This is a genomic window from Pseudomonas sp. Pseusp21 (assembly GCF_059492145.1).
Map to the genome: position 1 here is coordinate 3,109,553 of NZ_CP168520.1, position 18,727 is coordinate 3,128,279.

Here is an 18,727-nt window from a genome sequence, read left to right on the forward strand (position 1 = left end):
CAATCACTGTCCAGACGCTGAATGCGCCGTCATCACTCAACCTGCGGCATTGTCCATGCGCACCGCGCCACGGCGGTTCTGACCGAACGCCATTACACAGTTTCGCCCCGCGCCCTTGGCGCTGTAGAGCGCCTGGTCAGCGGATTTCAGCACTTCTTCCGGGGTGCGCTGTTCCAGACGTTCGGCCACGCCGATGCTGACCGTGACCGACACACTGGACGCGCCCGAACCCGAACGACGCTGACGGCCCTGCTGATCATCCTGCGGGCGGCTTTCCTGATTGCGCAGCTGAATGTTGTAAGACGCAATCGACTCGCGGATGACTTCCAGATGCGGCATGCACTCTTCAAGGGTTTTGCCCGCAAACACCAGGGCGAATTCCTCACCGCCGTAGCGATACGCCCTACCGCCGCCGCTGATTTTGGACAGTTTGCTGGCGACCAGGCGCAAGACCTGATCCCCCACGTCGTGACCGTGGGTGTCGTTGAATTTCTTGAAGTGATCGACGTCGCTCATCGCCAGCACATAGTTGCGCCCCAGACGCTGCATGCGCTCGTTGAGTGCGCGGCGGCCGGGCAGGCCGGTGAGCTCGTCGCGGAAGGCCATTTGATAAGCCTCGTGCGCCACCGCCGCCGCAATCATCAGCATCACCTGGCTGCACATGATGTTCAGGGTGAACGGCAGGATGAAGGTTTTCGGCAGCATCCAGAACACCCCGAGCAACCCCACCAGTTGCGCCGCGTGCAGCGGCCGCGGGTTGCGCCAGTATTGCCAGGCCAGCAGCAGAAACGCCGAGATGAACACCGGATACGACAACTGAATCAGGCTCATCCATGCGCCATGCAGCGCCGGCCAGCGGATCTCGGAAAGCCACATCAGCAAGGCCTGCGGGTAGCTTTGCTCAAGCCCCAGCGCCACGCTGCCAAAGGCCAGCAGCACGGCGAAGCGCGCGACCATGTCCTGAAACAGGTGCGTGCGTTCCTGCCACGCGGCGAACAGACCGAACAGCAAGGGCAACAGCAGACAGACCAGATGGAACACCACAGCCGCGTCTTCGCGCACCTTGCCGTTGTCGCGGTAATAGTCGGTCTGGGTGTCGAGCAGGAAGTAGGCGATGTACACCGTGACCATCAGAAACAGCTCGCGCTGGCGTCGGTAAACCGCACAGTACGAACCGCCCAACAGCAGCACCAAGGTCGGCAACACGTTAAACAGCGAGGTGAAGAACACGTTGAGGTCTTTGACGTACGCAGCCGCCAACCCCGCGAGCAACAACAGCAGTGAAGGCAGGAAATGACTGAAACGTACAGCGGAAGAACGCGGCAAGGGTAAAAGCTCCGACCCGTCATGGCAAAGAGATGGCATTGTGCCTGCAATGTGGCCAGTTAAGCACACATAATGTGATCCAGATCACAGGCTGTCTCTTTAACGGCCGAAATCGGCGGTTGCTGAGGGATTCAGTAAGGTTTTTTGCGCCATGGCTTCTAGACGGCCATCATGGCCATCATTCTTGATGGCCATGGTGTGTTTTTCTGCTCAGAGATCGTTGTAGAACGGCTGCAATGGCCCCTCTGCCGCTGGCCGGCCTTCAGCACCGTAAGGCTTGAGATAGAGCGATGCGTCCATCGCCTGACGGGTCGTGACTTTCGGACTGGCCGGGCGTTGAGTGACGGTATTCTCGTCGCCGATATGGCCCTGCGGGATCACCAGCGACGGATGATCGAACGGTGCGCGCTCCCAGGCCACGCGCGGATCGGTCAGGCCGACCTCCATGAATTTCACCAGCGCGTCGATTTCATCGGGCGTCAGGTTCAGCGCCGTCATGTCCGGGTCGAGGTTGGAGGTGTTGTGCTGGTTCACCGCCGGATGCTCGAAGCCGCTGGTGTTGTTGGCATCCTCGCCGCGCCGGTCACCGCCACGGTTGTAGAACTCCATCACCTGTTTGAGCGTCGAGCGACTGCCGTTGTGGAAGTACGGGCCGGTCAGGGCGATGTTGCGCAGGGTCGGCGTCTTGAACGCGCCGTCGACCGAATCGCGGAAACCGACGTTCGGCTTGAGCGTCGCATCGCACGGAATCGCCGCACTCAATGGCGCTTCGAACGTGCAGACATCGACGTCCAGCGGATCGACCGAGCGGCCGCCCTGCAACACACTGTTGTACTGCCGGGTGAACGACCATGGATTGCCCCAGGCATCCGCGCCGCCGAGGGCCAGGTCTTCCGAGGTCGGGCGCACACCGGTGTTGTAGAAGCCGTTGTCGTAAAGAGTGGTCAGGTTGTCGGCCATCACCATCCGCTCGATGCGTTCACGCGGATGCATAAGCAGGCGGCTGGCGGCGTTGGTCAGCTCCGGACCGCCGTGGCAATTGACGCATTTGCCCTTGCCGAGAAACAGGTTCATGCCCTCGACCTGTTGCGCGTTCATTGCCGTGTGATCGCCTTGCAAATAGGCATCGATCGGCGCCTGATCGGACACCAGCGTGGCCTCATACATCTGGATCGCCAGGCCGAAGAACAGCGGGAAGTTGGCCTCCATCTGGGTGTACGGCGCACCGCCCACCAGAACGTTTTGCGTGGCATTCCACAGCCGGGGCTGGAAGGCGTTCTTGATCAGCTCGCGATAGGTCGGCCGCCGTGCGCCGGACACCGGAGCCAGTACCGAATCCGTGGACGAGATCCGCTGCTGCTTGAGCATCAACGTGTCGAGCATCCTGCGGCCAATGTCGGCAAACGTACGGCCACCGCAGGACATTTCCACCGGACTGCCGGGCGGACCGACGGCTTGCGAGGCAGCTGACGCGTCATTGAGCGCCAGCCGCACTTTGGTGGCGACCGTGCTGCGTTCGCTGGTCACGTAGATCCCGGCATCCGGGTCGCGATTGCCGAACGGCGAGAAGCCGTTGAACACGTTGTTGGCCCGACCGTCCCAGAAGTTGCGCACGTTGAACGCGGCGTTGATTACCGACGGCGCGTTGCGTCCGGTGCTGCGACGTACGTTGATGCCACCGACCTGGAAAATACCGTCCGGCTGCTGAGTACATTTGTCGAAACGCGCCTGATTGGGTTTGACGAAGTTGGCGTCAAACACGCCTTGCGAGCCGACCACATCGTCCGTCGAGTACACGATGGGCGAGTTGCGCTCCAGGGGATTGCTCAGCACGTGGGTCGGGAAGTCGGTTTTCTTCAGCGTGTAGTTCGGGCCGCCCTTGCCGCCGGACAAGGTCGCGTAGGACGCCACGTCACCGGGAATGTCCGACGCCACAAACGGTTTGTTGAAGATCGACGCGACGTTGGCGTTGGTGTGCGCCTGGCCGGGGTTGAGCTGGTTGGTGATGCGGTGGTCGACGCCGGCGTGGTAGTGGCAGGACGCGCAGGCCGTGGAGCCATCACTGCCGATCTCCATGTCCCAGAACAACGCCTTGCCCAGCAGGATCGCAGCCTGACGGTTGAGCACGTAGTCGGTCATAAGGTCGACCTTGCGTCCGCCTTCGGTCCCGGACGGATCGGGGGGCACCATCCCGCGCAACGATTGCAACGAAGGCACCTCCGGCACGGGAGGATCGACCACGGCGGGGTCGGCAGCCCATGCGCTGTGGACTGCCAGCGCAACGGGTAACCAGAAGGTCAAACGAGCGAGTCGACTGATGTTCATAGGCTTCACCCTGACTGTTGTTGTTAAGTGCCGGGCGTCTTGCTTCTTTGAGCAGGCAGTTCTGGTTAGCACCGGTAAATCGGGCAGTGCAATTAATTGGCCACTCTTCTGGAAACATTTTGAATCAATAAGCGCAGGGGGTTCGGCTAAGGAGTGGCTTCATCAATGCTGGGGAATCAGCCCCGGGATTGGGGAAATCCGGGCACAAAAAAACCGCTGCCCCCGAGGGAGCAGCGGTTTTTTGAAGGACCGCGTTAAGGCTTAGTAGCCCAGTGCGAAATCTTCTTCTTTCATGTCCATCAGGTTGTTGGCGCCCGACAGCATGGTGGCCACGTGCGTACGGGTACGCGGCAGGATGCGCTGGAAGTAGAAGCGCGCGGTTTGCAGCTTGGCGGTGTAGAACGCCTCGTCGGTGGTGCCGGCAGCCAGTTTTTCAGCGGCCAGACGCGCCATGTCAGCCCAGAAATAGGCCAGGCAGGCGTAACCGGAGTACATCAGGTAGTCCACGGAGGCCGCGCCGACTTCTTCGCGATCTTTCATGGCGGCCATACCGACCTTCATGGTCAGCTCGCCCCACTCTTTGTTCAGTGCAGCCAGCGGTGCGACGAATTCTTTGACGGCTTCGTTGCCTTCGTTGTTCTGGCAGAACTTGTGGACGATCTTGGTGAAGCCTTTGAGAGCCTCGCCTTGAGTCATCAGCACTTTACGGCCCAGCAGGTCGAGTGCCTGGATGCCGGTGGTGCCTTCGTACAGCATCGAGATGCGGCTGTCGCGAACGTTCTGCTCCATGCCCCACTCGGCGATGAAGCCGTGGCCACCGTAGATCTGCACGCCGTGGTTGGCGGATTCGAAACCGACTTCGGTCATGAACGCTTTGGCGATCGGAGTCATGAAGGCCAGCAGTGCGTCGGCTTTCTTCTTCTCTTCTTCGTCCACGCCGTATTTGACGATGTCGACCTGTTTGGCCGTGAAGTACACCATCGCACGGTTGCCTTCGGCGAATGCCTTCATGGTCAACAGCATGCGGCGTACGTCTGGGTGAACGATGATCGGGTCAGCGGCCTTGTCCGGCGCTTTCGGGCCAGTCAGGGAACGCATTTGCAGGCGATCGCGAGCGTATTTCAGGCCGCCCTGGAAGCCGATTTCGGCGTGAGCCAGACCTTGCAGCGCGGTACCCAGACGTGCGGTGTTCATGAAGGTGAACATGCAGTTCAGGCCTTTGTTCGCCGGGCCGATCAGGAAACCGGTCGCGCCGTCGAAGTTCATCACGCAGGTCGCGTTGCCGTGGATGCCCATCTTGTGTTCGATCGAACCGCAGGTCACGGCGTTGCGTGCACCGACGGTGCCGTCGGCGTTCGGCAGGAACTTGGGAACGATGAACAGCGAGATGCCCTTGGTGCCGGCCGGTGCGTCCGGCAGGCGGGCCAGCACGATGTGGACGATGTTATCGGCCATGTCGTGTTCACCGGCCGAGATAAAGATCTTGGTGCCGGAAACTTTGTAGGAACCGTCGGCCTGAGGTTCGGCCTTGGTGCGCAGCATGCCCAGGTCGGTGCCACAGTGCGGTTCGGTCAGGCACATGGTGCCGGTCCATTCGCCGGAGACCAGTTTGGTCAGATAGGCTTCTTGCTGCTCTGGAGTACCGTGCTCGGAGATCGTGTTCATCGCGCCGTGCGACAGGCCCGGGTACATGCCCCACGACCAGTTGGCTTCGCCGACCATCTCGCTGACTGCCAGACCCAGCGACTCAGGCAGGCCCTGACCGCCGTGCTCGACGTCATGGGCCAGGCTCGGCCAGCCGCCTTCCACGAATTGCTTGTAGGCCTCTTTGAAACCGGTCGGGGTTTTCACGCCCGACTCGCTCCAGGTGCAGCCTTCGGTGTCACCCACGCGGTTCAGCGGTGCCAGCACCTGCTCACAAAACTTGGCGCCCTCTTCGAGAATGGCGTCAACCATGTCCGGCGTTGCCTCTGCGCACGCTGGAAGGCTCTGATAGTGCGCTTCGTAGCCGAGCAGTTCGTCACGAACGAAGCGAATATCACGCAAGGGGGCCTTGTAGTCAGGCATAGCGATAAACCTCTGCTGATGTAACCGGGAATGAAAGACCGCGTTGATTTGTTGTGACGGTCAAACAGTTGTTTGAAACATACGTTTACGCCGAAATCTTGTCAAGCGTCGCCCTTTTGCCGTTCGTCAGGCGTAAAGCCTTCGTCCGGATGAAACTACCCGCCATCGGCCTCAAAAGCATATTTATTGGCTCCGAAAGAATGTCGGACTGTCAGTTTTTACAGGATAAAAATCGTTCCAAAACCTGTGTACTGACTATCGCGGACACCTCTCTAGACATGGTGGCCTGAGGAAATCTTTCAGTAGGAGAACAAAATGGAAATCAAGGCTGGTGATAACAATCACACTCACGCTCCCGGTAATCTCGACCTTACCTTCGGAACCGAAGGCCGCATCGAGATCGACGAAAGAGGTACAGCAAACTCAACCATCTCCGATAAAGACGGCAAACTGGTTGTTGTCTCACATATCAGCGACCGGTTTCGCCTGTCGCGTTACCTCGTCGACGGCACTAAAGATGACTCATTCGAGGAGAGGACCTGGAACTTCGAAGATGGCGACCAATCCACGCCGCAGCGTGTATTGCTCCAGGAAGATGGAAAAATTCTGGTCATCGGGGAGTCGCTGAAAGCCGACGCCGTGAGACCCGCTGTCACCCTTTTCAACCCCAGCGGTAGTCCCGATTTGGTGTTCGGCCGCAGAGTCATTACTACTGGTCCAGAAGGTGCAACCCCTTCACGGTCACCCTACAAGTTTGCAGATGGCTGCCTGCAAAAAGGTCAGAAGATACTTATTGCAGCGACCTACACACTTCCGTCAGGCCCTTTGAGCAGGCTTTTTTGTCTGCAAGCTGATGGCGAGACTGACAAGAGTTTTGGCGGTGGCAGCGGATTCATCGATATCAGGCTCCACGGACTCGACAGTTATGCCAACAATGTCCAGATCCAAGGCAATGGCAGCATTATCGTGGCAGGTAGCTGGAGATACGTCGATCAACAACAGAGGACACGCACCGTGGCTCGTTACACGGATGAGGGCATTCTGGACTATACCTTTGGCCAGGCAGGCTATACCGATGTCGTAGTGGCCGGCGAACGAGGAACCGAATCGCAGATTCAGGAGCTTGTCTGGGCCGATATCGTCTCTCGGGTTGCTATCCAGGATGATGACAAAATCATCATCGCCGGCTATGCGAAGGGCTCTGACGGGAACAACAGGGGTCTACTTGCCAGACTCGAAAAAGACGGCAGCATTGATGAAAACTTCAATAAGGGGGTACCTCTGCTAATTTCTGGCTCAATGGATGCCATGGACTTTTACTCGATCGGGATAGATCCGAATGGCAAAATCGTGGCCGTGGGCAGCGGTAACCTCGCAGGCACGTTAATGGAAGTTTACGAGCGGATTAGCAAAAACGGAGTAAGAGAGAATTTCTGGAGCGGATACAGTATCGGTACCTGTACTGATGTGACGATCCAACCGGGAGGGCGAGTTATCATTTCAGGGAGTTCCGGGAATAATCACAGCACTCGCTTTCCAAGAATATGGGGCCGCTTGGGCGCCTGATACCTTTTTCTGCCACGCTCGTACGCTCAATGGGCGCAGCTATTGAACTTAAGCATGAAGGGATATCGATATGTCGCCAAGTCAAACGATCAGGCAAACGTATCGATGATCGTACCGAGCATTTCATCGGAAGCCTTGGCGACTTTCACGCCCAGTTCCGCCTGAAACTTGCCTTGGGCCATTTCGACCATGTTGCTCGCCAGGTCCGATTGCTGGGCGCGATCCACGGAACGCAGACGATCGACCTGTACTTCCGAAGACTGGCTGGTAACCGAACGCTCGATGGTGCTGCTGGCGATCTGGCTGGCGGCCTGATCGACGCGGTTCTGCCCGGTCTGGATGGTGCTCAGACCTGCATAAAAAGCTGTGTTTCCGGAGATTTCCATGGGAGCTCTCATCCTTGGGAAGGATCAATGGGTGCCATTGAACCAGAGGCGTCAGAAAAACACCCGTCAAAAACACTAATGGCACAGTGCCTTGTCATAGCCAAAATCAGTCGAGCAGATCCAGTTGCAAGTGATCGGCGACCGCTTCGGCGCTGACCGCCTTGAGCTTCGGCACCCGCCCCAGGCACGGTGCCGGAATCCGCTCGGCCAGTGTCGCGAGATTTTCTTCCAGCCGCGACGTCTTCGGATCAATGATGTTCGCCACCCATCCCGCCAGTTGCAGCCCGTCCCGGGCAATCGCCTCGGCAGTCAGCAACGCATGGCTGATGCAACCCAGGCGCACGCCGACCACCAGAATCACCGGCAGCTTCAGCGCAATCGCCAGATCCGACAGATTGTCCTGATCCGCCAACGGCACCCGCCAGCCGCCCGCGCCTTCGATCAACGTGAAGTCGGCGTTCATGGCCAGAATCTCGCGCATCGGCGCCAGCAACGATTGCACGGTCAGTGCCACGCCCGCTTCGCGCGCTGCCAGATGCGGCGCGATGGCCGGCTCAAACGCCACCGGGTTGACCTGTTGATAGGTCAGCGGCAACGAGCATTCGGCCTGCAACGCCAGCGCATCGGAATTGCGCAAACCTCTGGGCGTCACCACACAACCGGACGCCACCGGTTTGCCCGCCGCCGTACTCAGCCCCGCCGAGCGCGCAGCGTGCAGCAACCCGGCGGCGACGGTGGTCTTGCCGACGTCAGTGTCGGTTCCGGTGATGAAATAGGCTGCGCTCATAAGGGTTTCTCCAACACGGCGTAGACCACCTGATAGGTCGCTGGCAGCCCTTGAGGCTGACGGAACTGCTCGTAAGCCTCGACCAGCCCCAGAATCCGCGCCCGCCCGGTCAATCCACCCGGCCGGCCAGGGTTCAGGTTATGCGCGCCCAGTGCCTTGAGTTCGTGGGTCAGGCTGCGCACATCCGGGTAATGCAGCACATGCGGCCGGTTCTCCAGACAAACACCGCGCAAACCACTGGCCGCGCACAATTGCTCATAGCGGGCGAATTCGCGGAAGCGGTTGACGTGCACCAGACCATCGACCTGACGCCAGCTGTCTCGCAATTCGTACAGCGTCCCTACACAAAGACTAGCAAACGCGAAAATCCCCCCCGGTTTCAGCACCCGAAACGCTTCGCCGAGCACCGCTTCGAAGTCCGCGCACCACTGCACGGCGAGGCTGGAGAAGATCAGATCGCAGGTCGAATCCTGTAACGGCAAACGTTCGGCATCGCCAGCAATAAAGTGCATGGCCCCACCCAACGGCCGCGCGTGATTGAGCATGCCCTCGGCGATATCCAGCGCCAGCCCCTCACCAAATCGCTCGGCCAGCGCCCGGGTGAAATACCCGGTGCCGCAGCCGAGATCCAGCCAGCGTGACGGCAGAAAATCCACCGGCAAGCGATTCATCAACTGCGTACCGACATCGCGCTGCAACTCGGCGACGCTGTCATAGCTGGCCGCTGCGCGAGAAAAAGAAGCTGCGACCTGGCGCTTGTCAGGCAAGCCGCCGGGCAACGCCGCAACAGACAAATCAGTCATCACCGCACTCACTCAAAAACGCCTGGATCGCACCCGCCACACCGTGGGGGTCTTCCAGAAGAAACGCATGGCTGGCCTGCTCGATCAGACCGACCTCGACATCCGCCAGCAACGCGAACAACTCGCCCGCGGCCTCCGCCGGCACCAGCCCGTCCAGCCCGCCAAACAAATGCAGTTGCGGGCCGCGAAATGCCTGCAAGGCTTCGCGTGTATCGATCTGCGCCAACAATTCCAGACCGGCCATCAAAGCGGCCGACGAAGTGTTCGGCGCGCCGCCGAGCAACAGCCGCGACAAGCCGCGCGCGTCTTGCGCGCCCTGGGCGCACAGCAGCGAGAATCGCTTGAGGGTCGTGCGCGGATCGGCGCTGCAGCCGGCCAGAAACGCATCCAAGGTCTCGCCGGGCATCGCGCTCGGCCATTGTTCATGGGCGACAAACGAAGGATTGCTCGCCAGGGTCAGCAAGCCGCAGCAATGTTCGCCACGCCGCGCCGCCAGCTCGGAAGCGAGCATGCCACCCAGCGACCAGCCGCCGAGCCAGGCATCTTCGGGGATGCGCTCATCGAGCTCGTCGAGCCAGTCGTTCAGATCGCTGGAGTCCAGCTCCGGCAACGGCTCGATATCGACCTGCAGATGTTCGTTGAGTCCGCGCAACGCAGCGGCCAGCGGCTCCAGCGGCGAAACGCCGAGGCCCCAACCCGGTAGCAGAATCAGGCGATCACGCATGGCTTGGCTCCGACTTGAGTTGCGCAAAGCAATCGGCCAGTCCTTCTAACAATAGCTGCACCTGCGCCTCGCTGTGGGCGGCGGTCAGCGTCACCCGCAACCGCGCGCTGCCGGCAGGCACGGTCGGCGGGCGGATTGCGGTGACCATCAGCCCACGCTCACGCAGCATCTGCGACAGACGCACGGCGCGACCGGCATCGCCGATCAGGATCGGCTGAATCGGCGTGAAGCTCTCCATCAGTTCCAGGCCGATCTGTTCGGCGCCGTGGCGGAACTGGCGGATCAGCGTCTGCAAATGCTCGCGACGCCAGTGTTCGCTGCGCAGCAGTTCCAGACTTTTCAAGGTTGCGCAGGCCAGCGCCGGCGGTTGGCTGGTGGTGTAGATGTACGGGCGGGCGAACTGGATCAGGCTTTCAATCAGCTCTTCACTGCCCGAGACGAACGCACCCGCCGTGCCGAACGCTTTGCCGAGGGTGCCGACCAGCACCGGCACATCCTCCTGGCTCAAACCGAAATGCTCGACGATCCCGCCACCGTTCGACCCCAGCGGACCGAAACCGTGGGCGTCGTCGACCATCAGCCAGGCGCCTTTCGCTTTGGTTTCCCGGGCCAGCGCCGGCAGATCGGCGAGGTCGCCGTCCATGCTGAATACGCCGTCAGTGACCACCAGCGTGTTGCCGGTGGCTTTTTCCAGGCGCTTGGCGAGGCTGTCGGCGTCGTTGTGCAGATAGCGACTGAAGCGCGCACCGGACAACAACCCGGCGTCCAGCAACGAGGCATGGTTGAGCCGGTCTTCCAGCACCGTATCGCCCTGCCCGACCAGCGCCGTGACCGCGCCGAGGTTGGCCATGTAACCGGTGGTGAACAACAGCGCACGCGGCCGTCCGGTGAGATCAGCCAAAGCTTCTTCGAGTGCGTGATGCGGGCCACTGTGACCGATCACCAGATGCGAGGCGCCGCCGCCGACGCCCCACTTCGAGGCACCGGCGCGCCAGGCTTCGATCACTTGCGGATGGTTGGCCAGGCCCAGGTAATCGTTGTTGCAGAACGCCAGCAACGGCTGACCGTCGACCACCACTTGCGGCCCTTGCGGGCTTTCAAGCAGCGGGCGCTGGCGGTAGAGATTTTCGGCACGACGGGCAGCAAGGCGTGCGGCGAGATCGAAAGACATGCAAGCCTCACGGGTGGCAAATGAATCAGCAGGCGCCGCCCGAGGCAGCGCCTGAGAAGAACGGGCGATCAGACCGCCGCGTTGTAGAACTGCTCGCTGCTCTTCTGCTCCACCAGCGCCTGCTCGATGGCAGCCTGATGCACTTCGTCGGCATGCTCTTCGCGGGCTTCCGGCTGAATGCCCAGACGTGCGAACAGTTGCATGTCCTTGTCGGCTTGGGGGTTGGCGGTGGTCAGCAGTTTGTCGCCGTAGAAGATCGAGTTGGCGCCGGCGAAGAACGCCAGGGCCTGCATCTGCTCGTTCATCGCTTCGCGGCCGGCGGACAGGCGTACGTGGGATTGCGGCATGAGGATGCGCGCCACGGCGAGCATGCGGATGAAATCGAACGGATCGACGTCGTCGGCGTTTTCCAGCGGCGTGCCGGCAACTTTCACCAGCATGTTGATCGGCACCGATTCCGGATGCTCCGGCAGGTTGGCCAGCTGGATCAGCAGGTTGGCGCGGTCATCGAGGGACTCGCCCATGCCGAGAATGCCGCCGGAGCAGATTTTCATCCCCGCATCGCGCACATAGGCCAGGGTCTGCAGACGCTCGGCATAGGTGCGGGTGGTGATGATGCTGCCGTAGAACTCCGGCGAGGTGTCGAGGTTGTGGTTGTAGTAGTCGAGCCCGGCCTTGGCCAGCGCTTCGGTCTGATCCTGATCGAGACGACCGAGGGTCATGCAGGTTTCCAGGCCCATGGCCTTCACGCCTTCGACCATCTTCAGCACGTAAGGCATGTCCTTGGCCGACGGGTGTTTCCACGCCGCGCCCATGCAGAAACGGGTCGAACCAATGGCCTTGGCGCGGGCAGCCTCTTCGAGGACTTTCTGCACTTCCATCAGCTTTTCTTTTTCCAGCCCGGTGTTGTAGTGACCGGACTGCGGACAATATTTGCAATCTTCCGGACATGCCCCGGTCTTGATCGACAACAGGGTGGAAACCTGGACGCGGTTGGCGTCGAAATGCGCGCGGTGCACCGTCTGCGCCTGGAACAGCAAGTCGTTGAATGGCTGAACGAAGAGTGCTTTGACTTCGGCCAAAGTCCAGTCGTGACGCAGGGTGGCAGTGGTGCTGGCGCTCATGGGCGTTTCCTTGGTTATGCTTGGCTGGTGCCTGGGGAAACGGAATACCCACAGGCACGACACGGATGTTCGGCATATTTAAGGAAGAGTCATGCGCTGTCAACCACACTACGAAAGGCCGGTTTACATCTGGTTAAAAAACAAACAGAACTGCTTATTGTGCGACGAACCGGCAGACGCGCAAATCCCGATCTGCACCGCTTGCGAAACCGATTTGCCGTGGCTGGGCGATCAATGCCTGACCTGCGCCCTGCCCCTCGCAGCCGGCCTGACTTGTGGTGGCTGCCTGCAGGATCCACCGGCCTTCGAACAGGTGGCTGTGCCCTGGATTTATGGCTTTCCGGTGGACACGCTGATCACCCGCTTCAAGCACGACGCCAAATGGCCACTTGGCCACTTGCTTGCCGACGTTCTCGGCGAGTTCCTGCAACATCGCTTCGAAGAAGACCTGCCTCGCCCGGACGCTCTGCTACCGGTGCCGCTTGCACCGAAACGCTTGCGCCAGCGCGGCTTCAACCAAGCGGCGATGCTCGCGCAGTGGCTGGGCAAGTCACTCGACCTGCCTTGCGAGGAACACTGTCTTTTGCGGGTGCAGGATACTGACGCCCAGCAGGCGCTGAACGCCAAGGCGCGGAAACACAATCTGCGTCACGCCTTCGCCTTGAGCCCCGATGCCCAGGTGAAAGGCCGGCACCTGGCCCTGGTCGACGACGTGCTGACCACCGGTGCCACCGCCCAGGCGCTGGCCCGGTTGCTGATGGACGCCGGCGCCGCGCGGGTGGATGTGTACTGCCTGGCCCGTACGCCAAAACCCGGCGACGCGGCTTGACGGATACGCCACGAGCCGCCAACGTCCTCCCTCAACCCTTCAGTACAAAGCGCCCGCCATGTCCCTGCCCAGTCTGTTGTCCCAGCACATCGTCCGCCGTCCGCAGCGCATCGCCTTGCTGCAACACATCGCCGAACAGGGTTCGATCACCCGTGCCGCGAAGAGCGCCGGCCTGAGTTACAAGGCGGCGTGGGATGCCATCGATGAGCTGAACAACCTCGCGCAGAAACCGCTGGTTGAGCGAGCGATAGGCGGCAAGGGCGGTGGCGGAGCCAAACTGTCGAGCGAGGGCGAGCGAGTGCTGCGCCTCTATCAAAAGCTGCAAGCCTTGCAGGCTCAGGTACTGGAGGCGGCCGAGGATGCCAGCGATCTGGACCTGCTCGGTCGGCTGATGCTCAGGACCAGCGCACGCAACCAGCTGCACGGCAAAGTCGTGCTGATCGAAGGTCAGGGCCGCAACGACCTGATCCGCCTCGAACTGGCTGAAGGCCTGTCGATCGACGCGCAGATCACCCACGACAGCACCGTCCATCTGGAACTGCAACCGGGCACCGAAGTGGTGGCGCTGATCAAGGCCGGCTGGCTCGAATTGCTCGCGCCAGATGCCACGCCTGCCGTCGGCCACAACCTTTTGAGCGGCCGGATCGAGGCGATTCTCGACGCCGAGGACGGCCCGAGCGAAGTGCGCATCGCCCTGCCCAACGGCCAGACCCTGTGCGCGCTGGCCGAACCGCTGGACTTGCGCAGCCGTGGTCTGAAGGTCGAGCAACCGGTGCAGGTGCAGTTTTCCCCGTCCAATGTGCTGCTCGGAACACCGCTCTGAGCGCACTGCAACGAAAGCGTCATCGACCCGCATTAAGGTGGCAGCCAAAACCATGCAGGGAGCCTGATGTGAGCCTATTAGAAGAAAACCAATCCACAGACCTGGAAAAAATGGTCGGCCTGAGCCGTCGCGGTTTCATCAGCGCCGGCGCGCTGTGCGGCGCGGCGATGTTCCTCGGCGGCAACCTGCTGAGCCGCAGCGTGCTGGCCGCCAGTGTCAGCGCCGGCAACAGCCGGCTGCTCGGCTTCGACAGCATTCCGGCGGCCACCACCGACACCATCAGCCTGCCCAAGGGCTACAAGTCGTCGGTGCTGATCAGCTGGGGCCAGCCGCTGCACAAGAACGGCCCGGCCTTCGATCCGAGCGGTAATGGCACCGCGGCCGCACAGGAAGTGCAGTTCGGCGACAACAACGACGGCATGAGCCTGTTCGAATTCCCGGGCGAGAAAAACCGCGCGTTGATGGCGATCAACAACGAATACACCAACTACCGCTACCTCTACCCGCACGGCGGCATGCCGCAGTCGGCCGAGGACGTGCGCAAGGCTCTGGCCTGTGAAGGCGTGTCGGTGATCGAAGTGCAGCGCAAGAACGGCCAGTGGCAGTTCGTTCAGGGTTCGCGCTACAACCGACGCATCCACGGCAACACGCCGATCCGCCTCAGCGGCCCGGCCGCCGGTCATGAGCTGATGAAAACCAGCGCCGACAAGCACGGCAAAAAAGTCCTCGGCACTTTCCAGAACTGCGCCAACGGCAAGACACCGTGGGGCACTTATCTGACCTGCGAAGAGAACTTCACCGACTGCTTCGGCAGCAGCAACGCCCAGCAACAGTTCGACCCGGCGCAAAAGCGCTACGGCGTATCGGCCGCCAGCCGCGAGATCAACTGGCATCCGTTCGATCCGCGCTTCGACATGGCGAAGAACCCCAACGAGCTCAACCGTCACGGCTGGGTGGTGGAGATCGATCCGTTCGACCCGCAATCGACGCCGGTCAAACGCACTGCGCTGGGCCGCTTCAAGCATGAAAACGCCGCACTGGCCGAGACCGATGACGGTCGCGCCGTGGTGTACATGGGCGACGATGAACGCGGCGAGTTCATCTACAAATTCGTCAGCCGCGACAAGATCAACCACCGCAACGCCAAAGCCAACCGCGACATCCTCGATCACGGCACGCTGTACGTGGCCAAGTTCGATGCGGGCGACGGCAACCCGGACCATCCGAAAGGCCAAGGCCAGTGGATCGAACTGACCCACGGCAAGAACGGCATCGACGCCAGCAGCGGTTTCGCCGATCAGGCCGAAGTGCTGATTCATGCGCGGCTGGCAGCCAGCGTGGTTGGCGCCACGCGCATGGACCGTCCGGAGTGGATCGTGGTCAGCCCGAAAGACGGTCAGGTCTATTGCACCCTGACCAACAACGCCAAACGCGGCGAAGACGGCCAACCGGTGGGCGGGCCGAACCCGCGCGAGAAGAACGTCTACGGGCAGATCCTGCGCTGGCGCACCGACCGCGACGATCACGCGTCGAAGACTTTTGCCTGGGATCTGTTCGTGGTCGCCGGCAACCCGAGCGTCCACGCCGGTACGCCGAAAGGCGGTTCGTCGAATATCACCCCGCAGAACATGTTCAACAGCCCCGACGGCCTCGGCTTCGACAAGGCCGGACGGTTGTGGATCCTCACCGACGGAGATTCGAGCAACGCCGGTGATTTTGCCGGGATGGGCAACAACCAGATGCTCTGCGCCGATCCTGCGACCGGGGAAATTCGCCGGTTCATGGTCGGGCCGATCGGCTGTGAAGTCACCGGGATCAGTTTCTCGCCGGATCAGAAAACCCTGTTCGTCGGGATTCAGCACCCGGGCGAGAACGGCGGTTCGACCTTCCCTGAGCACCTGCCGAACGGCAAGCCACGCTCATCGGTGATGGCGATTACCCGTGAAGATGGCGGGATCGTCGGCGCCTGATCGGGCGACGCTCTGATCGTTCCCGTGCGCTGCACGGGAACGATCCCACTCAAGACAGCCCGTCTGCGCTACCATGCTGAGCCGGACGCGGCAGCCTGCTGCGCGCAGGAGTCAGCATGGCCCACCCGTTTGAAACCCTCACCCCAGACCTCGTGCTCGATGCCGTCGAAAGCATCGGCTTCCTGAGCGACGCGCGCATTCTGGCGCTCAACAGTTACGAAAACCGCGTCTATCAGGTCGGCATCGAAGACTCGGAACCGCTGATCGCCAAGTTCTATCGCCCGCAGCGCTGGACCAACGAAGCCATTCTCGAAGAACACCAGTTCACCTTCGAACTGGCCGACGTCGAGATCCCGGTGGTGGCGCCATTGATCCACAACGGCGAAACCCTGCACGAACACGCCGGATTTCGTTTCACCCTGTTTCCCCGTCGCGGTGGCCGGGCGCCGGAACCGGGCAATCTCGACCAGTTGTATCGCCTCGGCCAATTGCTCGGGCGCATGCACGCGGTCGGCGGGACCAAACCGTTCGAGCACCGCGAAGCGCTGGCGTTGAAGAACTTCGGCCATGACTCGCTGACCACTTTGCTGGAAGGCAATTTCATTCCCAAGAGCCTTCTGCCGGCCTACGAGTCCGTCGCCCGCGACCTGCTCAAGCGTGTGGAAGATGTCTACGCCAACACCCCGCACCAGAACATCCGCATGCATGGCGACTGCCACCCCGGCAACATGATGTGCCGCGACGAGATGTTCCACATCGTCGACCTCGACGACTGCCGCATGGGCCCGGCGGTGCAGGACATCTGGATGATGCTCGCCGGCGATCGTCAGGATTGTCTCGGGCAGCTGTCGGAGTTGATGGACGGCTACAACGAATTCCACGACTTCGACCCGCGCGAACTGGCGCTGATCGAACCGCTGCGCGCCCTGCGCCTGATGCATTACAGCGCCTGGCTGGCCCGGCGTTGGGACGATCCGGCGTTCCCCCGCAGCTTTCCGTGGTTCGGCAGCGAGCGGTATTGGGGCGATCAGGTGCTGGCGTTGCGTGAGCAACTGTCGGCGCTGAACGAAGAGCCGTTGAAGCTTTTCTGACACGACACGTCTATACAACTGCCCGTACAATCGCTGCTTTGTTAGCTGCCTAAGCAAGGATTCTGCATGCAAGCCGCCAACCCGCGTCGCGGGTACATTCTGGGCCTCAGCGCCTACATCATCTGGGGACTGTTCCCGCTCTACTTCAAAGCCATCGCCGAAGTGCCGGCGGTGGAAATCATCATTCACCGAGTGCTGTGGTCGGCGCTGTTCGGCGCGCTGCTGTTGATGGTGTGGAAGCATCCCGGCTGGTGGCAGGAACTGCGCGACAACCCGAAACGCCTGGCGATTCTTGCGCTCAGCGGCACCTTGATCGCGGCCAACTGGCTGACTTACGTGTGGTCGGTGAACAATGGCCGGATGCTGGAGGCGAGCCTCGGTTATTACATCAACCCGCTGGTGAACGTGCTGCTGGGCATGCTGATCCTTGGCGAACGCTTGCGCCGCATGCAGTGGCTGGCAGTCGGTCTGGCGGCTATCGGTGTGGCGCAGCAGGTGTGGCAGGTCGGCAGCCTGCCGTGGGTATCGCTGGTGCTGGCGCTGACCTTCGGTTTCTACGGGCTGATCCGCAAGCAGGCGCCGGTCAAGGCACTGCCGGGGCTGGTGGTGGAAACCTGGATGCTGGTGCCGATCGCCCTCGCGTGGCTGCTGTTCAATTCGACCGCGACCAGTGCCCAGGCCGAGTTCTGGAGCACTTCCGAAGCCTGGTGGCTGGTGGCAGCCGGTCCGGTGACGCTGGTGCCGCTGGTGTGCTTCAACGCGGCGGCACGGCATCTGCCTTACACCACCCTCGGCTTCCTGCAATACCTGGCGCCGACGCTGGTGCTGCTGCAAGCCGTGCTGCTGTTCGGCGAGCACTTGTCGTCCAGCACGCTGATCGCCTTCATGTTTATCTGGGCCGGTCTGGCGGTGTACAGCGTCGATGCGTGGCTGAGCTTGCGCCGTCGCAGCTGATCAAAAAACGCACAAACCTTCACAGGCCACGGTTCTCGTGGCCTGTATCGTTCCTTCCCAAGGTTATCCACAGCGTGATCCCCGCCGTTTGTGCGCAAGTCACTGAATGCTGGCGGTTTTTTGATCAATCTTCGCAAAGCCACGGCGCACGTGGCCTGGCGTCCGGTCTCTACAGGTTATCCACAGGCAGGTGCACGTTTAAACTGGATAACCCGATCCGTCTTCACAGGTCGGTGCGCAGCACCAGTTCCACCATCAAGTCATCGGCCAGGGTTTCCAGGCGCGATTGCAGCACGTCCAGCGACAAAGTCAGCGGCACCGCGAGAATCGCTTCGGCGTGGAACAGCGGTTCACTGCTCATCGGTGCCGGGCGCACTTCGGTCACCAGCCGTTCGAGGTTCACGCCCTGCTCGCTCAGCAGCCGGGTGATGTCACGCACGATCCCTGGACGATCATTGCCCACCAGTTCCATGGCGATCGGTTTCCAGGTGCAGGCCTGCTCGATTCCGCTTTCGGCCACCAGCACGCGAATTCCCTGAGCCGACAAAGCTTGTAGGGCATCGACTAATTCGTCGTAAGCCTCCGCCGGCACGCCGACCCGCAAGATCCCGGCGAACTGCCCGGCCATCCGCGACATGCGGCTTTCCAGCCAGTTGCCGCCGTGTTCGGCGATGCATTGGGCGATGCGCTCGACCTGCCCGGGCTTGTCCGGTGCAAAGACAGTAAGTACGAGGTGATCCATGGCGCAGCCCTCTTGTCATGACTTTTGTTATAGAAAAGC

At 61.3% G+C, this 18,727-nt stretch carries 16 protein-coding genes; 6 read left to right on the forward strand and 10 right to left on the reverse strand.

The window, feature by feature from the left end; genetic code table 11:
* Nucleotides 1–36: 36 nt before the first annotated feature.
* From ACEN93_RS14185 to ACEN93_RS14195, 3 genes are all read right to left on the reverse strand, one after another.
* Complete coding sequence (locus tag ACEN93_RS14185; protein WP_007959861.1) at nt 37–1,326, reverse strand: GGDEF domain-containing protein; 1,290 nt, start codon at nt 1,324–1,326, stop codon at nt 37–39.
* Between the two features lie 210 nt (nt 1,327–1,536).
* Nucleotides 1,537–3,651, reverse strand: a complete 2,115-nt coding sequence (locus tag ACEN93_RS14190; RefSeq protein ID WP_103385408.1) for a cytochrome-c peroxidase — start codon at nt 3,649–3,651, stop codon at nt 1,537–1,539.
* 261 nt (nt 3,652–3,912) lie between these two features.
* Nucleotides 3,913–5,718: a phenylacyl-CoA dehydrogenase gene (locus ACEN93_RS14195; protein WP_074692190.1), complete on the reverse strand. Its 1,806-nt coding sequence runs from the start codon at nt 5,716–5,718 to the stop codon at nt 3,913–3,915.
* Between the two features lie 315 nt (nt 5,719–6,033).
* On the opposite strand from ACEN93_RS14195, the gene ACEN93_RS14200 reads away from it, so the two are divergent.
* Entirely contained in the window at nt 6,034–7,284 is a 1,251-nt protein-coding gene (locus ACEN93_RS14200; protein ID WP_103385406.1) for a hypothetical protein, read from the forward strand.
* Between the two features lie 89 nt (nt 7,285–7,373).
* On the opposite strand, the gene ACEN93_RS14205 is transcribed toward ACEN93_RS14200, so the two are convergent.
* From ACEN93_RS14205 to bioB, 6 genes are all read right to left on the reverse strand, one after another.
* Entirely contained in the window at nt 7,374–7,670 is a 297-nt protein-coding gene (locus tag ACEN93_RS14205) for a hypothetical protein (RefSeq protein ID WP_007959856.1), read from the reverse strand.
* Between the two features lie 106 nt (nt 7,671–7,776).
* Nucleotides 7,777–8,457: a dethiobiotin synthase gene (gene bioD, locus ACEN93_RS14210; protein WP_007959854.1), complete on the reverse strand. Its 681-nt coding sequence runs from the start codon at nt 8,455–8,457 to the stop codon at nt 7,777–7,779.
* Nucleotides 8,454–9,260, reverse strand: a complete 807-nt coding sequence (gene bioC, locus ACEN93_RS14215; protein WP_414881147.1) for a malonyl-ACP O-methyltransferase BioC — start codon at nt 9,258–9,260, stop codon at nt 8,454–8,456. Before bioC ends, bioD begins: the two co-directional genes overlap by 4 nt.
* Nucleotides 9,253–9,984 carry an alpha/beta fold hydrolase gene (locus ACEN93_RS14220; RefSeq protein WP_414881148.1) on the reverse strand — a complete coding sequence of 244 codons (732 nt, stop codon included), beginning with the start codon at nt 9,982–9,984 and terminating at the stop codon, nt 9,253–9,255. The genes bioC and ACEN93_RS14220 overlap by 8 nt, the downstream gene beginning before the upstream one ends.
* The gene (gene bioF / locus ACEN93_RS14225; RefSeq protein ID WP_134333628.1) at nt 9,977–11,155 is read right to left on the reverse strand and encodes an 8-amino-7-oxononanoate synthase; all 1,179 of its coding nucleotides are present in this window, start codon (nt 11,153–11,155) and stop codon (nt 9,977–9,979) included. Before bioF ends, ACEN93_RS14220 begins: the two co-directional genes overlap by 8 nt.
* A 68-nt stretch (nt 11,156–11,223) precedes the next feature.
* Nucleotides 11,224–12,279, reverse strand: a complete 1,056-nt coding sequence (gene bioB, locus ACEN93_RS14230; RefSeq protein ID WP_011336244.1) for a biotin synthase BioB — start codon at nt 12,277–12,279, stop codon at nt 11,224–11,226.
* A gap of 91 nt (nt 12,280–12,370) precedes the next feature.
* Here bioB and ACEN93_RS14235 point away from each other — a divergent pair, with 91 nt between their 5' ends.
* From ACEN93_RS14235 to rarD, 5 genes are all read left to right on the forward strand, one after another.
* Nucleotides 12,371–13,108: a ComFC family protein gene (locus ACEN93_RS14235; RefSeq protein WP_490840634.1), complete on the forward strand. Its 738-nt coding sequence runs from the start codon at nt 12,371–12,373 to the stop codon at nt 13,106–13,108.
* A 58-nt stretch (nt 13,109–13,166) separates the two neighbouring features.
* A complete protein-coding gene (locus tag ACEN93_RS14240) occupies nt 13,167–13,931 on the forward strand; it encodes a TOBE domain-containing protein (RefSeq protein ID WP_414881152.1) in 765 nt (254 codons plus the stop codon).
* Between the two features lie 68 nt (nt 13,932–13,999).
* Nucleotides 14,000–15,901, forward strand: coding sequence for a PhoX family protein (locus ACEN93_RS14245; RefSeq protein ID WP_495611523.1), 1,902 nt, complete (start codon nt 14,000–14,002; stop codon nt 15,899–15,901).
* Nucleotides 15,902–16,017: 116 nt separating this feature from the next.
* A complete protein-coding gene (locus ACEN93_RS14250) occupies nt 16,018–16,992 on the forward strand; it encodes a serine/threonine protein kinase (protein ID WP_495611524.1) in 975 nt (324 codons plus the stop codon).
* Nucleotides 16,993–17,058: 66 nt separating this feature from the next.
* Nucleotides 17,059–17,946 (forward strand): EamA family transporter RarD, encoded by an 888-nt coding sequence (gene rarD / locus ACEN93_RS14255; RefSeq protein ID WP_495611525.1) that lies wholly within the window; start codon nt 17,059–17,061, stop codon nt 17,944–17,946.
* A 223-nt stretch (nt 17,947–18,169) separates the two neighbouring features.
* Here rarD and ACEN93_RS14260 read toward each other — a convergent pair whose 3' ends face one another.
* Nucleotides 18,170–18,688 carry a glycine cleavage system transcriptional repressor gene (locus ACEN93_RS14260; protein ID WP_011336250.1) on the reverse strand — a complete coding sequence of 173 codons (519 nt, stop codon included), beginning with the start codon at nt 18,686–18,688 and terminating at the stop codon, nt 18,170–18,172.
* Nucleotides 18,689–18,727: the final 39 nt, after the last annotated feature.

Excerpts from the sequence above, each read along its gene's own strand:
- bioD (WP_007959854.1), bottom strand. The coding sequence starts at position 8,457 with ATGAGCGCAGCCTATTTCATCACCGGAACCGACACTGACGTCGGCAAG.
- ACEN93_RS14205 (WP_007959856.1), bottom strand. The coding sequence starts at position 7,670 with ATGGAAATCTCCGGAAACACAGCTTTTTATGCAGGTCTGAGCACCATC.
- ACEN93_RS14195 (WP_074692190.1), bottom strand. The coding sequence starts at position 5,718 with ATGCCTGACTACAAGGCCCCCTTGCGTGATATTCGCTTCGTTCGTGAC.
- ACEN93_RS14200 (WP_103385406.1), top strand. The coding sequence starts at position 6,034 with ATGGAAATCAAGGCTGGTGATAACAATCACACTCACGCTCCCGGTAAT.
- bioB (WP_011336244.1), bottom strand. The coding sequence starts at position 12,279 with ATGAGCGCCAGCACCACTGCCACCCTGCGTCACGACTGGACTTTGGCC.
- ACEN93_RS14235 (WP_490840634.1), top strand. The coding sequence starts at position 12,371 with ATGCGCTGTCAACCACACTACGAAAGGCCGGTTTACATCTGGTTAAAA.
- ACEN93_RS14260 (WP_011336250.1), bottom strand. The coding sequence starts at position 18,688 with ATGGATCACCTCGTACTTACTGTCTTTGCACCGGACAAGCCCGGGCAG.
- ACEN93_RS14220 (WP_414881148.1), bottom strand. The coding sequence starts at position 9,984 with ATGCGTGATCGCCTGATTCTGCTACCGGGTTGGGGCCTCGGCGTTTCG.
- rarD (WP_495611525.1), top strand. The coding sequence starts at position 17,059 with ATGCAAGCCGCCAACCCGCGTCGCGGGTACATTCTGGGCCTCAGCGCC.
- bioF (WP_134333628.1), bottom strand. The coding sequence starts at position 11,155 with ATGTCTTTCGATCTCGCCGCACGCCTTGCTGCCCGTCGTGCCGAAAAT.
- ACEN93_RS14250 (WP_495611524.1), top strand. The coding sequence starts at position 16,018 with ATGGCCCACCCGTTTGAAACCCTCACCCCAGACCTCGTGCTCGATGCC.
- ACEN93_RS14190 (WP_103385408.1), bottom strand. The coding sequence starts at position 3,651 with ATGAACATCAGTCGACTCGCTCGTTTGACCTTCTGGTTACCCGTTGCG.
- ACEN93_RS14240 (WP_414881152.1), top strand. The coding sequence starts at position 13,167 with ATGTCCCTGCCCAGTCTGTTGTCCCAGCACATCGTCCGCCGTCCGCAG.
- bioC (WP_414881147.1), bottom strand. The coding sequence starts at position 9,260 with ATGACTGATTTGTCTGTTGCGGCGTTGCCCGGCGGCTTGCCTGACAAG.